The following is a 13,521-nucleotide window of genomic DNA, read 5'->3' as shown; positions in this document are numbered from 1 at the left end:
GTATCGCTGCTGCCGGGCAGTCGTTCTGACCGCCCGGTATTTACTGCAAGGAGCCGCTCGGAACGCCGATGCGCCAAATCTGGAAATCCTTTCGAGCGCTGTATTTCGCCTCGCTGATGATGTTGATCGGCTCAGGTCTTCTCTCTACTTATCTGGCTTTGCGTCTGGCCGCCGACAACGTCGACGGTTTGTGGGTCGGGGCGCTGATGGCGGCCAACTATTTCGGTCTGGTGCTGGGCGGCAAGATCGGCCATCGCCTGATTGCCCGGGTCGGGCATATCCGTGCGTACTCGGCGTGTGCCGGGATCGTCGGCGCGGCGGTGCTCGGCCATGGGCTGGTGGACTGGCTACCGGCGTGGCTGGTGCTGCGGACGATCGTCGGTCTCGGCATGATGTGCCAGTACATGGTCATCGAGAGCTGGCTCAACGAGCAGGCCGACGCCAATCAGCGCGGGCTGGTGTTCAGCGGTTACATGATCGCCTCGTACCTGGGCCTGGTGCTGGGCCAGCTGATTCTGGTCATGCACCCTGGGCTCGGCCTGGAACTGCTGATGCTGGTGGCGCTGTGCTTTGCCCTGTGTCTGGTACCGGTGACGCTGACCCGGCGGATTCACCCGGCGCCATTGCATCCGGCGCCGATGGAGCCGCGCTTCTTTATCAAGCGCGTGCCGCAATCGCTGAGCACGGTGCTCGGCGCCGGTCTGATCATTGGTTCGTTTTATGGTCTGGCACCGCTGTACGCCTCGCAGCAAGGGCTGTCGACCGAGCAGGTCGGTCTGTTCATGGGTAGCTGCATTTTTGCCGGTCTGCTGGTGCAGTGGCCGTTGGGCTGGTTGTCCGACCGCTACGACCGCGCGCTGCTGATTCGCTGCTTTGCCGGGTTTCTGGCGGTGGCGGCGTTGCCGTTGGCGATCATGCCGCAGGTGCCGCTGGAGGTGCTGTTCGTCGTCGGTTTCTTCTGTTCGCTGGTGCAATTCTGCCTGTATCCGCTGGCGGTGGCGTTTTCCAACGACCACGTCGAAGGCGATCGCCGGGTGTCGCTGACCGCCATGCTGCTGGTGACTTACGGCGTCGGCGCGAGCATTGGGCCGCTGCTGGCGGGTGTATTGATGAAGTTTCTCGGCAGTCAGAGCCTGTATGCGTTCTTCAGTTTCTTCGCGTTGGTGCTGGTCTGGCGGATTCGTCCGAAAGCAGTGACCAACCTGCACCAGGTCGACGACGCACCGCTGCATCACGTGGCAATGCCGGACAGCATGTCGAGCTCGCCGCTGGTGGCGGCGCTTGACCCGCGTGTCGACGAGCAGGTGGTGCAGGAGCAGATGGTCCAGGACCCGGCGCCGGTCAATCCTGAGCCCGAGCCCGAAGCGCAGCCGGAAGCTGTCGTTGAAACCGAACCCTATAGTGCTGATGACGACAAGCCTGCGCCGGATATCAGCGGTGGCAGGCCCTGAACCGAAGGTAAACACCGGCGCATAAAAAAGGGCAGCCCTGTGCGGGACTGCCCTTTTTTTTGATCGCTGCGACTCAGAGATCGTCTTTGTCAAAACGCCGTGCTTCACGTTGCAACTGGTAAACAAAACGCTCGACGTTGCGCGCAGCCTGGCCACTGATGTTGTGGAAGCGCAGACCGGCGAAGGTGATGTTGAGTTTTTCTTCGAAGTGCAGGTAGCGCAGCTCGACCGACGTTGGCTGATTGCCGAACAGCGGCGGGGCGATCAGACGATCGTAGACCTGGCCGAGTTGCAGGCGATCAGTGATGTCGCCTTCGAAGCGGAACTTGCAACCGGTCGCGGAAATATCCAGTAGCTTGCCGTGGATCGGCGCCTTGAGCTTTTCGCCGCCCAGTTCGACGCTGACCAGATCGGTGAGTTTCAGCGCAGCGCGGAAGGCGTTACGGCGCTGGTGGTAGACCACTTCGCTCGGCAGGTCGCCGGTGTAGAAACGGTCGCCGTCGGATTCTTCGATGTTGAGAGTGCCGTTGCATTCCCAGGCGATGCGCACGCCGTCATGAAAGCCTTCGACCTTGAACGGTTCGCCAGCCTGGAGGAAGCGCTCGCCATCGCGCGGGATCATTTCGTCCAGCGCAATCGTTGCGGTTTCGCGGTCGACCTTGATCAGGTAACTCTGAAAACGCTGGCTGCGTTCATGGAAGGTGATGATCAGCGGATCGTGGCTGTCTTGAAGCTGGCGCAGATTGCTGGAGATCTCCAGTGGCGTGGTGAGCACCTTCGGGGGCTGCGGAGCATCATCCGCGCTTAGGGTGTTGGACACGGTTCTTCAATCTCCAGACAAAATAAGACTACGACTGGCCAGTATTTTGCCAGCATGTTGCGCAAGTGGATAGTGCAGGGCCAGCGAATGGCTCATGCCTGGCTGAGCGTTCGCGGCTTGACCGGTTTGGCAAAGGTCCCGCTGGCGTCGTACAGCGCTGGCGGCTCACCGCCGGTGAGGATCTTCAGCTGGTTGGCCGTGGTCGCCTGCTGGATCTGGATCGACTGGCCATTCTTGACGTTGGCAGCCTGGCACTGGGCGATCAGCGCGGTCAGGGCATCGCCCTGGGTCAGCAACTGGTCGCCAATGCTCGACTGGCTGGCCAGTTGCTCAAGACCTGTGCGATCGGTCGGCAGGTTGAGGCTGGCGAGGATTTCGCTGCGCTTGCGGCCATGCTGCTCGAGCAGAATGATCAACGCTTGCTTGGTCGCCAGAATTTCTTCCAGCAACGGCATGTCACGACCATGCAAAGCGAGGGATTCGGTTTGCAATAACTCCAGCAATTGTTGCGCTGGAGCAAAGTCGTCGTTGATCAGTTGCAATAAGTTAGTGTCGTGCATGGCTGGCCTTGGGGTTTAAGCGTCCAAAAGCCTGGCGCCGGCAAAAGCCTAGCGCTGGGCTTCGAAGTTGAGCAGTTTGCTGGCTACACGGTTGCTGTCGACTTTATAGCTGCCATCGGCAATCGCGGCTTTCAACTCGGCCACACGGGCTTTGTCGACAGCAGGCTGATCGCGCAGCTTGTCAGTGACCTTCTGCAACTGTTGAGCCTCATTGCTGAGGTGTACCGACTCCCCGCTTTTGGCGACATTGGCCTGTTCGGCCTGGGTATTCAGCGGCGCGGAGGGGCTGTTTTCAGCGCTTTCCTTGGCGTTGCTGGTACGTGTGCTGCCGGTTAGTGACGAGGAGCTGTTCAATCGGTTGAAATCGATAACCATGATAAAAAACCTCTGGGAATTTGGACGCTTGCCATGTTTTCGGCTATCCCCTGAAAAACTTTAGGCCCAATCAACCATAAGCTTGCATGCGCCGTTGCGAGACCTGCTGCGGCACAGTTTAGGGAAGCGACGGGATCGGCGCCAGTTTTCTCCACGAGGCTTTTACATGGCCACTTCGACCTGTCCCGGCGCAATTACCTGCGCCTTGATAACTCTTTGAGAATTAAGGTTTTTTACTCGAATCTGTTCTTTCATGCCGCCATTGGAGAGCGCTTCCCCCGGCATGCGTACGGCAAGGGTGCCGCTGCGCGCAGTGATCACCACCTGGTCACCCTTGCGCACCACTTCGGCCTGTTCCAGATGCACCAGTGTGATGACCTGATCGGCGACCGTTGGTCGGGTAAGTTTCTGCCCGATCGCTTCGTCGACCGAGGTCAGGAAACCCTGGTTGATCGTGCTGACGTCGCGCTCGCGCAAGGTCACATCCTGCGGCTCGATAATGCCGGCGCGTTTCAGCGGACGAGTGGTGGTCACGATCTCGCGAAACAGGCGGACTTGAGCGGGTACGAACACCGTCCAGGGCGAACTGCCTTCGCAGCGAACCTTCACCGTGACGCGGCCCAGCGGGCGTGCCGGGCTCTCCAGCGTGGCTGTCAATTCCTTGTCGCACATGGGCATGCGCATGCGCGGGTCGAGCTGGTTCACTTCGATTTCGTAGCGGCCTTCGGTTTGACTGGAAGCCAAATAGTCTTCTACGGTGAATTCAAGAAAGCCCTGAGTCACGCCGATAAGCATATCAGGCAAGGTAACCGCATCTGCATGGGCAGGACTGCCAGCAAGCAAGCAGCAAACGGCGGACACCGCGCAAAGCCCTTTGCGAAGGGAGGATGTCAGGCGTCGGGAAAATGTCGTTTGAGCGTTCATACGAGTTAAAAAGCAAGCGCCGTGCCGTTTAGCAATGAATGTGCGTCGCAACAACACTTGGCGTTGGTGTAGGAGTCTGGGCATGGCTGGTGTAATGGATTCGGTGAACCAGCGCACGCAACTGGTAGGGCAGAATCGCCTCGAGCTGCTGTTGTTCCGTCTCGACGGGCCGCAGCTCTACGGGATCAACGTGTTCAAGGTACGGGAAGTGTTGCAATGCCCGTCCCTGACGTTGATGCCCAAATCCAGTCCTGTCGTGTGCGGGGTAGCGAATATACGGGGAGCGACCATTCCGATCCTGGATCTGGCAATGGCAACGGGCTCCGGTGCGTTGAAAGACAAGAACAGTCCGTTCGTGATCATCACGGAGTACAACACCAAGACCCAGGGTTTCCTGGTCCGCTCGGTGGAGCGCATCGTCAACATGAACTGGGAAGAGATCCATCCGCCACCCAAGGGTACCGGTCGCGATCACTACCTGACCGCTGTGACGCGGGTCGACAACCAGTTGGTCGAAATCATCGACGTCGAGAAGGTGCTGGCCGAAGTCGCGCCGACGCCGGAAGCGATTTCGGTGGGCGTGGTTGATGTCGAGACGCAGACCAAGGCGTTGTCGCTGCGGGTGCTGACGGTCGATGACTCGTCGGTGGCGCGCAAGCAGGTCACGCGTTGTCTGCAGACCATCGGTGTCGAAGTGGTGGCGCTGAACGACGGCAAGCAGGCGCTGGATTACCTGCGCAAGCTGGTCGACGAGGGCAAGAAGCCGGAAGAAGAGTTCCTGATGATGATTTCCGACATCGAGATGCCGGAGATGGACGGGTACACCCTGACGGCGGAAATCCGCGGCGACGCACGCATGCAAAAGCTCCATATCATCCTGCATACTTCGTTGTCGGGGGTATTCAATCAGGCGATGGTCAAGAAAGTCGGTGCTGATGACTTCCTGGCCAAATTCCGTCCTGATGACCTCGCATCCCGGGTAGTCGACCGGATCAAAGCAGCAGATATCAGCTAGGGGCCTTCTGCCCCTGGCGGTCAACACGATTTAAGAGGCGGCATCATTGTCTACGGGTAATTTGGATTTCGAACAGTTCCGGGTCTTCCTGGAAAAAGCCTGTGGCATTCTGCTCGGTGAAAACAAGCAGTATCTGGTCTCGAGCCGTCTCAACAAACTGATGGAGCAGCAAGGCATCAAGTCCCTGGGTGAGCTGGTACAGCGCATCCAGACCCAGCCGCGCAGCGGTTTGCGCGAGCAGGTGGTCGATGCCATGACGACCAACGAAACCCTGTGGTTTCGCGACACCTATCCGTTTGAAGTCTTGAAGAACAAGGTACTGCCGGAAGCGATCAAGGCCAGCCCCAACCAGCGTCTGCGGATCTGGTCGGCGGCCTGCTCGTCGGGACAGGAACCGTACTCGCTGTCGATGTCGATCGACGAGTTCGAGCGCAGCAACCTGGGTCAGTTGAAGATGGGCGTGCAGATCGTTGCCACCGATCTGTCGGGCCTGATGCTCAACAACTGCAAGACCGGCGAGTACGACAGCCTGGCGATCGGTCGTGGCCTGTCGCCGGAACGCCTGCAACGCTACTTCGACCCGAAAGGGCCGGGGCGCTGGGTGGTCAAGGCGCCGATCAAGAGCCGGGTGGAATTCCGCTCCTTCAACCTGCTCGACAGCTACGCAGCGCTGGGCAAGTTCGACATCGTGTTCTGCCGCAACGTGCTGATCTACTTCTCTGCCGAAGTGAAGAAGGACATCCTGTTGCGCATTCACAGCACGTTGAAGCCGGGCGGGTATCTGTTCCTTGGCGCTTCGGAAGCGCTGAACGGATTGCCGGATCATTACCAGATGGTCCAGTGCAGCCCGGGGATTATCTACAAGGCGAAATAAGCGGTTTGCGGCAATACAGAAACGGGAGGCCTTCTAAGCCTCCCGTTTTTATGCCCGAATTATTTTCCACGAACACCACAAACCCTCTGTGGGAGCGAGCCTGCTCGCGAAAGCGGTCTGTCCGTAAGACAGTTGGCGCCTGACACGCCGCCTTCGCGAGCAGGCTCGCTCCCACAGGGATCTGCGCTGACCTGGCAACGACGGCAAGCGGCAGAAAAGCGGCATCCGGCGGTAACCGGTTGCCGCTTTTCTGGCATTGCCGCTTAGCCTGTTCGGCGCAAAGCCCCGGAATACGGGGGTTCCTCCATTTGGCACGGCGCTTGCTAAAGCTCAGATACGAAAAACCGGTCACCTGAAGGTTCCCGACATGAGCATCAGCTTCGACAAAGCGCTGGGCATCCACGAAAAGGCATTGGGCTTCCGCGCCCAGCGTGCCGAAGTGCTGGCCAACAACATCGCCAACGCCGACACCCCGAACTACAAGGCGCGGGATCTGGATTTCTCCAAAGTGCTCGAAGCACAGACCGAGAAGACCAAGACCGGCGGCCACTTTGCCCTGAACATGACCAACAGCCGGCACATCGAGGCTGAAGGGCTGGGCAACGGCGACGAGTCGCTGATGTATCGCACGCCGATGCAGCCTTCGATCGACCAGAACACCGTCGACGCTCAACTGGAACAGTCGAACTACGCGGAAAACGCCGTCGGCTTCCAGGCCAGCTTCACCTTGCTCAACAGCAAATTCAAAGGGCTGGTGTCAGCCCTGCGCGGAGAATAATCCATGTCCCTGTCCAGCGTTTTCAACATTGCCGGCAGCGGCATGAGCGCGCAGACCACACGCCTGAACACCGTGGCCTCGAACATCGCCAACGCCGAAACCGTTTCGTCGAGCATCGACCAGACCTACCGCGCGCGCCATCCGGTATTCGCCACCATGTTCCAGGGCGGCCAGGCTGGCGGCAGCAATTCGCTGTTCCAGAACCAGGACGCAGCCGGGCAGGGCGTGCAGGTGCTCGGCGTCGTCGAAGACCAGAGCAACCTCGAAGCGCGCTACGAGCCGAACCATCCGGCCGCCGACGCCAAGGGCTATGTCTACTACCCGAACGTCAACGTGGTGGAAGAAATGGCTGACATGATTTCCGCGAGCCGCTCGTTCCAGACCAACGCGGAAATGATGAACACCGCCAAAACCATGATGCAGAAGGTACTGACCCTCGGTCAGTAATAAGGGGCGACTGCCATGAGCGTTACGGATACCACCAGCAGCCTGAGCATGAACGACATCCTGGCCAACTCGTCGAAGAAGGCCAGCAGCACTACGTCGGGCGGCATCGCTTCGGCGACCAACAGTGCCACCGGCGGCCAGGCACTGGGCAAGGATGCTTTCCTGCAATTGCTGGTCACCCAGCTGAAAAACCAGAACCCGCTCGACCCGCAGGACAACAGCGCGTTCGTTGCGCAACTGGCGCAGTTCAGCAGCCTTGAAGGCATCACCACGCTGAACTCCACCGTCAGTGGCCTTGCCGGCAACTACAACTCGTCGCAGGCGCTGCAAGCGTCGTCGCTGGTCGGTCGCAACGTGATCGTGCAGACCAACACCGCCCAGCTCGATGACCCGAGCAAAGGCCTGACCGGTTCGGTCACCGTGCCTTCGTCGATTGCCGGCGGCACCGTGACCATCACCGACAAGGACGGCAAAGCCGTGCGCACCATCGACCTCGGCAGCCGCGCTGCCGGCGATGCCAGCTTCACTTGGGACGGCAAGGACACTGCCGGCACCGTGGTGCCAGTCGGCACTTACACGTTCAAGGCCAACGCACCGATCAACGGCACCGCGACCGATCTGGCGACCTACCTGCCAGCGACCGTCAACAGCGTGACGATCAGCCAGACCGGTGGCGAGCTGATGCTCAACCTGGCCGGCAAGGGCACCGTAGCCCTGTCCAAAGTACAAACCATTGGTATATAGAGCCGACTAACCCGGCACGAAGGAGTGGAACATGTCTTTTAACATCGGCCTTAGCGGTCTCTATGCCGCCAACAAACAACTCGACGTCACCGGCAACAACATCGCCAACGTCGCCACCGCCGGGTTCAAATCCTCGCGCGCAGAATTCGAAGACGTCTATTCGTCGACTCGTCTGGGCAGCGGCAGCAAAGTCATCGGCAACGGCGTGCGCCTGGCCAACGTGTCCCAGCAGTTCACCCAGGGTGACATCAACAACACCGGTAACGTGTTGGACATGGGTATCAACGGTTCCGGTTTCTTCACCATGAGCAACAACGGCTCGATCTCGTACACCCGTGCCGGTACGTTCAAGGTCGACAACGCCGGTTACATCACCAACACCGACTACACCTCGCGTCTGCAGGGTTACGGTGTGGATGCCAACGGCAAAATCATCAACGGCGTGTTGACCGATCTGAAGATCGACACCTCGAACCTGGCGCCGAAGTCGTCTTCTTCGGTGACTTCGAGCATCAACCTCAACTCGTCGGCGCCAGTGATCGTTGATACCGGCGCCAGCGCCGTCAAGTTTGATCCGTCGAAGCCTGAGACTTACACCAAGTCGTTCAGCACGCCGATCTATGACACCCAGGGCAACTCCCACGTCATGGACCAGTACATGGTCAAGACCGGCGAAAACACCTGGAAGGTTTACACCCTGGTCGATGGCCGTAACCCGGATGCTACCGGTAGCAACCCCGTGACCACTGCGCCGGTTGCTTCGACATTGTCGTTCGACAGCTCCGGCAAGCTGGTTCAGGTGAGCACGCCTAACCCGGCGGATCCAGCCAACCCGATCATCAGCAGCGATCTGAAGTTGACGGGCTGGGTACCGGGCACTGTGACCAATGGTGTGTTCACGCCTAACGGCGCGGCAGCGAACCCGAATGGCGTGACCATTTCGATGGCCAAGACCACTCAGTACAACGCTGATACCTCGCGTACGATTCCGACTCAGGATGGTTACGCCACTGGCCAGATCACCAACCTGACCATCGACGGCACCGGTACGCTGTTTGCCAACTTCAGCAACAACCAGAGCAAGGCGATCGGTCAGGTTGCGCTGGCCAGCTTCACCAACGAACAGGGCTTGCAGGCTGTCGGTGGCACCAGCTGGAAAGAGACTTTCGCTTCGGGTATTCCGGGTTACGATGCGCCGAAGACCGGTACGTTGGGTGAGGTGGTGTCCAACTCGCTGGAAGAGTCGAACGTTAACCTGACCAATGAGCTGGTTGATCTGATCAAGGGTCAGAGCAACTATCAGGCGAACGCCAAGACCATTTCGACGCAGAGCACGATTATGCAGACCATTATTCAGATGACCTGATTGGGTTTCTGAGCTGGTTTTTTGGGCCCCTCGGTTTTGAGGGGCTTTTTTTTTGGGCCGTGGCGGCCTTTGGGCCGACCAGGCTTTTGGGGTTTTGGGTGAATATCCGTTTTTGCGGGTGTTGCTGATTACGGTTCCGCCCTTACGGCGGGTCACCTTTTTCAAACGCCGGAGTGCCGGCCCAGCAAAAAGGTAACCCAAAACGCTTGCTCCTGCGTTCGGCCCTCGCAGGCTCGGGTTCCTTCGCTGCGGGATCGATCCGGGCGCAGCGGCTACGGTTTGCTTCGCTGCACCTCCTTCCGCTGTGTCTGGCTGCGCCAGACGGTCGCTGCGCTCCCACGCCCGGATCAATCCCTTCACTCAGCCTTCCGACGTCGCCCGTAGATCAAAAGCACTCGAGCTTGCGCTCATTGTTGAGTGGGGCGGCTTCGCCGCGGCAGCTGCGCTGCTTTGCTTTTGCTTTTGTGGGAGCGAGCCTGCTCGCGAAGGCGGCCTGGCGGCCGACCTGGTCTTGAGGTAACACTCGATCCAACTGTAGGAGCTGCCGAAGGCTGCGATCTTTTGATCTGGCTTTTGCTTTTGGTTTTGGTTTTGTTTTGGCTTTTGATCCGGCTCTTGATCTTTTGCCCCTTCGGCAGGCTTCGTTACGGGATCGATCCGGGTGTGGGAGCGCAGCGACCGTACGACGCAGTCGTACACAGCGGAAGGAGGTGCAGCGAAGCAAACCGTAGCCGCTGCGCCCGGATCGGTCCCGTAACGAAGGTACCCCGAGCTTTAGCGAGCGGGCCGTACGCCGGGGCAAAGCCTTTTGGGTTACCTTTTTGGCGTCTGAAAAAGGTGACTCGCTGTAAGAGCGAAACCGCCAGCGGCAACACCCGCAGCAACGGATATACACCCAAAACCTCAAGAGCCCGGTCGGCCCAAAGGCCGCCAAGGCCCTTCAAAAAACAAAACCCCCAACAAACCAGAAGTCTGACGGGGGTTTTCTTTTGCCTTGAGATATCAGGCGTCTCGCAACGCCTGATCTCAGCTCAGCTTATTGGCAAGCTTCGCAATCCGGCTCGTCAATCGCGCAGGCCTTTGGCACTGGCGCCGGACCTGCCGGAGCGGCCAGGACCGAGTCGTCGCCGTGGTTGCCGCCGCTGGAAACAGCGTTCAGCTTACCGGTGTTGATGGTCGACTTCTCGGTGCTGGTCGCGGCCAGGGCACGGAGGTAGTAGGTGGTTTTCAGACCACGGTACCAGGCCATGCGGTAGGTCACGTCGAGCTTTTTGCCCGATGCGCCAGCGATGTACAGGTTCAGCGACTGGGCCTGGTCGATCCACTTCTGACGACGGCTGGCGGCGTCAACGATCCACTTGGTGTCCACTTCGAACGCGGTCGCGTAGAGCTCTTTGAGTTCTTGCGGGATGCGCTCGATCTGCTGCACCGAACCGTCGTAGTACTTCAGGTCGTTGATCATGACCGAGTCCCACAGACCGCGAGCCTTCAGGTCGCGAACCAGGTACGGGTTGATCACGGTGAATTCGCCCGACAGGTTCGATTTCACGTACAGGTTCTGGTAGGTCGGTTCGATCGACTGCGAAACGCCAGTGATGTTGGCGATGGTCGCGGTCGGTGCGATGGCCATGATGTTCGAGTTACGGATGCCTTTCTGTACACGGGCGCGAACCGGTGCCCAGTCGAGGGTTTCCTTCAGGTCGACGTCGATGTACTTCTCGCCACGCTGTTCGATCAGGATCTGTTGCGAATCCAGTGGCAGGATGCCCTTGGACCACAGCGAACCGTTGAACGTCTCGTAGGCGCCGCGCTCGTCGGCCAGGTCGCAGGAGGCCTGGATCGCGTAGTAGCTGACCGCTTCCATCGACTTGTCGGCGAACTCGACGGCAGCGTCGGAGCCGTAGGCGATGTGCTGCAGGTACAGAGCGTCCTGGAAGCCCATGATGCCCAGACCGACCGGACGGTGGCGGAAGTTGGAGTTCTTCGCTTGCGGCACCGAGTAGTAGTTGATGTCGATCACGTTATCGAGCATGCGCACGGCTGTGTTCACGGTGCGTTGCAGCTTGGCGGTATCGAGCTTGCCGTCGACGATGTGGTTCGGCAGGTTGATCGAGCCCAGGTTGCAAACGGCGATTTCGTCCTTGTTGGTGTTCAAGGTGATCTCGGTGCACAGGTTCGAGCTGTGGACCACGCCGACGTGCTGCTGCGGGCTGCGCAGGTTGCACGGGTCTTTGAAAGTCAGCCATGGGTGGCCGGTTTCGAACAGCATGGACAGCATCTTGCGCCACAGGTCTTTGGCCTGGATGGTCTTGAACAGCTTGACCTTGCCCGGGTACTCGGTCAGCGCTTCGTAGTACTCGTAGCGCTCTTCGAAGGCCTTACCGGTCAGGTCGTGCAGGTCCGGTACTTCGGATGGCGAGAACAGGGTCCACTTGCCGTCATCGAAGACGCGCTTCATGAACAGGTCAGGGATCCAGTTGGCAGTGTTCATGTCGTGGGTACGACGACGATCGTCACCGGTGTTCTTGCGCAGCTCGATGAACTCTTCGATGTCCATGTGCCAGGTTTCCAAGTAGGCACACACAGCGCCTTTGCGCTTGCCACCCTGGTTCACGGCCACAGCGGTGTCGTTCACTACTTTGAGGAACGGCACAACGCCTTGCGACTTGCCGTTGGTGCCCTTGATGTACGAACCCAGCGCACGAACAGGCGTCCAGTCGTTGCCCAGGCCGCCGGCAAATTTCGACAGCATGGCGTTGTCGTGGATCGCGTGATAGATGCCCGACAGGTCATCCGGCACGGTGGTCAGGTAGCAGCTCGACAGCTGTGGACGCAGGGTACCGGCGTTGAACAGGGTCGGGGTCGAAGCCATGTAGTCGAACGAGGACAGCAGGTTGTAGAACTCGATCGCACGGTCTTCTTTCTGCTTCTCTTCGATCGCAAGGCCCATGGCCACGCGCATGAAGAAGATCTGCGGCAGTTCGAAACGCACGCCATCCTTGTGGATGAAGTAGCGGTCGTACAGGGTCTGCAGGCCCAGGTAGGTGAATTGCTGATCGCGCTCGTGGTTGATCGCCTTGCCCAGTTTTTCCAGGTCGAAGGTGGCCAGCACAGGGTTCAGCAGTTCGAACTCGATACCTTTGGCGATGTAGGCCGGCAGTGCCTTGGCGTACAGGTCGGCCATTTCGTGATGGGTGGCGCTTTCGGCGACTTCGAGGAAGTTCAGGCCTTCGGCACGCAGGGTGTCCATCAGCAGGCGGGCGGTGACGAACGAGTAGTTCGGCTCGCGCTCGACCAGGGTACGGGCGGTCATCACCAGGGCGGTGTTGACGTCGGTCAGGGCCACGCCGTCGTACAGGTTCTTCAGGGTTTCGCGCTGGATCAGGTCGCCATCGACTTCTTCCAGGCCTTCGCACGCTTCGGTGACGATGGTGTTCAAGCGACCCATGTCCAGCGGCGCCAGGCTGCCGTCGGCGCGGGTGATGCGGATCGACGGATGCGCGTTGACAGCTTCTTCGGCCGGAGCGTGAGCAGCGCGCTCTTTCGAACGGCCGTCACGGTAGATCACGTAGTCGCGTGCGACTTTCTGCTCGCCGGCACGCATCAGGGCCAGTTCGACCTGGTCCTGGATTTCTTCGATGTGGATGGTGCCGCCCGATGGCATGCGACGCTTGAAGGTCGCGGTGACCTGTTCGGTCAGGCGCGCAACGGTGTCGTGGATTCGCGACGAAGCGGCAGCGGTGCCGCCCTCAACTGCGAGGAACGCTTTGGTGATAGCGACGGTGATCTTGTCATCGGTGTAAGGAACGACAGTGCCATTACGCTTGATCACGCGCAGCTGGCCAGGCGCGGTGGCTGCCAGATCCGAAGTCGAATCGGCGGCCTGCGGCAAGGTGCCCTGCGGGTTCTCGCGAGTTGTGTCGGTTTGCATGGGGGGTGGTCTCCACATTCTCTATGTTTGTTTGGCACCGTCATGGTGCTCACCGTTCTGTACCGAAGCACTGCAACCGACGGGCGTCGGCATTACAAACTTCGGAACAGTAGGAAAAAGGCTGCAACGCCGCGTCCTTGCCGAAGTTTTGGTTACGAGCCGAAGCTCGCCACCGGATTCCTTCGCGGGTGGCAGTCATGACTGCAACACCCATACCGTTTTGTCCGTTTCGGACC

General features: G+C 59.5%; 12 protein-coding genes. 7 read left to right on the top strand and 5 right to left on the bottom strand.

Annotation, left to right across the window (positions count from 1 at the left end; translation table 11 throughout):
- Positions 1 to 68 precede the first annotated feature (68 nt).
- On the top strand, positions 69 to 1,451 hold the full coding sequence (locus tag PS14A_RS18525; protein ID WP_212616928.1) for an MFS transporter: 1,383 nt from the start codon (positions 69 to 71) through the stop codon (positions 1,449 to 1,451).
- A gap of 73 nt (positions 1,452 to 1,524) precedes the next feature.
- Here PS14A_RS18525 and PS14A_RS18520 read toward each other — a convergent pair whose 3' ends face one another.
- The 4 genes from PS14A_RS18520 to flgA form a co-directional block, all read right to left on the bottom strand.
- Positions 1,525 to 2,271, bottom strand: a complete 747-nt coding sequence (locus tag PS14A_RS18520; protein ID WP_137213935.1) for a flagellar brake protein — start codon at positions 2,269 to 2,271, stop codon at positions 1,525 to 1,527.
- A gap of 92 nt (positions 2,272 to 2,363) precedes the next feature.
- A complete protein-coding gene (locus tag PS14A_RS18515; protein WP_041479278.1) occupies positions 2,364 to 2,831 on the bottom strand; it encodes a flagellar protein FlgN in 468 nt (155 codons plus the stop codon).
- Between the two features lie 48 nt (positions 2,832 to 2,879).
- The gene (gene flgM, locus PS14A_RS18510; RefSeq protein WP_016773609.1) at positions 2,880 to 3,206 is read right to left on the bottom strand and encodes a flagellar biosynthesis anti-sigma factor FlgM; all 327 of its coding nucleotides are present in this window, start codon (positions 3,204 to 3,206) and stop codon (positions 2,880 to 2,882) included.
- A 162-nt stretch (positions 3,207 to 3,368) separates the two neighbouring features.
- On the bottom strand, positions 3,369 to 4,130 hold the full coding sequence (gene flgA, locus PS14A_RS18505; RefSeq protein WP_073472167.1) for a flagellar basal body P-ring formation chaperone FlgA: 762 nt from the start codon (positions 4,128 to 4,130) through the stop codon (positions 3,369 to 3,371).
- 82 nt (positions 4,131 to 4,212) lie between these two features.
- Between flgA and PS14A_RS18500 the strand changes: the two genes are divergently transcribed.
- The 6 genes from PS14A_RS18500 (at position 4,213) to flgE (ending at position 9,354) form a co-directional block, all read left to right on the top strand.
- A complete protein-coding gene (locus PS14A_RS18500; RefSeq protein WP_016773611.1) occupies positions 4,213 to 5,145 on the top strand; it encodes a chemotaxis protein CheV in 933 nt (310 codons plus the stop codon).
- Between the two features lie 46 nt (positions 5,146 to 5,191).
- Positions 5,192 to 6,019, top strand: coding sequence for a protein-glutamate O-methyltransferase CheR (gene cheR / locus PS14A_RS18495; RefSeq protein WP_016773612.1), 828 nt, complete (start codon positions 5,192 to 5,194; stop codon positions 6,017 to 6,019).
- A gap of 367 nt (positions 6,020 to 6,386) precedes the next feature.
- Positions 6,387 to 6,797, top strand: coding sequence for a flagellar basal body rod protein FlgB (gene flgB / locus PS14A_RS18490; RefSeq protein WP_016773613.1), 411 nt, complete (start codon positions 6,387 to 6,389; stop codon positions 6,795 to 6,797).
- A 3-nt stretch (positions 6,798 to 6,800) separates the two neighbouring features.
- On the top strand, positions 6,801 to 7,244 hold the full coding sequence (gene flgC, locus PS14A_RS18485; RefSeq protein WP_016773614.1) for a flagellar basal body rod protein FlgC: 444 nt from the start codon (positions 6,801 to 6,803) through the stop codon (positions 7,242 to 7,244).
- Between the two features lie 15 nt (positions 7,245 to 7,259).
- On the top strand, positions 7,260 to 7,988 hold the full coding sequence (gene flgD, locus PS14A_RS18480; RefSeq protein WP_130912377.1) for a flagellar hook assembly protein FlgD: 729 nt from the start codon (positions 7,260 to 7,262) through the stop codon (positions 7,986 to 7,988).
- A gap of 31 nt (positions 7,989 to 8,019) precedes the next feature.
- Positions 8,020 to 9,354 carry a flagellar hook protein FlgE gene (gene flgE, locus PS14A_RS18475; RefSeq protein ID WP_130912376.1) on the top strand — a complete coding sequence of 445 codons (1,335 nt, stop codon included), beginning with the start codon at positions 8,020 to 8,022 and terminating at the stop codon, positions 9,352 to 9,354.
- A 1,036-nt stretch (positions 9,355 to 10,390) separates the two neighbouring features.
- On the opposite strand, the gene PS14A_RS18470 is transcribed toward flgE, so the two are convergent.
- A complete protein-coding gene (locus tag PS14A_RS18470; RefSeq protein ID WP_130909866.1) occupies positions 10,391 to 13,285 on the bottom strand; it encodes a ribonucleoside-diphosphate reductase subunit alpha in 2,895 nt (964 codons plus the stop codon).
- Between the last annotated feature and the right edge of the window lie 236 nt (positions 13,286 to 13,521).

The organism is Pseudomonas sp. 14A (assembly GCF_018132745.1).
Classification (GTDB): domain Bacteria; phylum Pseudomonadota; class Gammaproteobacteria; order Pseudomonadales; family Pseudomonadaceae; genus Aquipseudomonas; species Aquipseudomonas mercuritolerans.
The sequence above is the reverse complement of the archived record's forward strand: the minus strand, read 5'-3'. Positions and strand labels throughout refer to the sequence as shown.

Excerpts from the sequence above, each read along its gene's own strand:
- PS14A_RS18470 (WP_130909866.1), bottom strand. The coding sequence starts at position 13,285 with ATGCAAACCGACACAACTCGCGAGAACCCGCAGGGCACCTTGCCGCAG.
- flgE (WP_130912376.1), top strand. The coding sequence starts at position 8,020 with ATGTCTTTTAACATCGGCCTTAGCGGTCTCTATGCCGCCAACAAACAA.
- flgD (WP_130912377.1), top strand. The coding sequence starts at position 7,260 with ATGAGCGTTACGGATACCACCAGCAGCCTGAGCATGAACGACATCCTG.
- flgC (WP_016773614.1), top strand. The coding sequence starts at position 6,801 with ATGTCCCTGTCCAGCGTTTTCAACATTGCCGGCAGCGGCATGAGCGCG.
- PS14A_RS18525 (WP_212616928.1), top strand. The coding sequence starts at position 69 with ATGCGCCAAATCTGGAAATCCTTTCGAGCGCTGTATTTCGCCTCGCTG.
- flgB (WP_016773613.1), top strand. The coding sequence starts at position 6,387 with ATGAGCATCAGCTTCGACAAAGCGCTGGGCATCCACGAAAAGGCATTG.
- flgM (WP_016773609.1), bottom strand. The coding sequence starts at position 3,206 with ATGGTTATCGATTTCAACCGATTGAACAGCTCCTCGTCACTAACCGGC.
- PS14A_RS18500 (WP_016773611.1), top strand. The coding sequence starts at position 4,213 with ATGGCTGGTGTAATGGATTCGGTGAACCAGCGCACGCAACTGGTAGGG.
- PS14A_RS18515 (WP_041479278.1), bottom strand. The coding sequence starts at position 2,831 with ATGCACGACACTAACTTATTGCAACTGATCAACGACGACTTTGCTCCA.
- flgA (WP_073472167.1), bottom strand. The coding sequence starts at position 4,130 with ATGAACGCTCAAACGACATTTTCCCGACGCCTGACATCCTCCCTTCGC.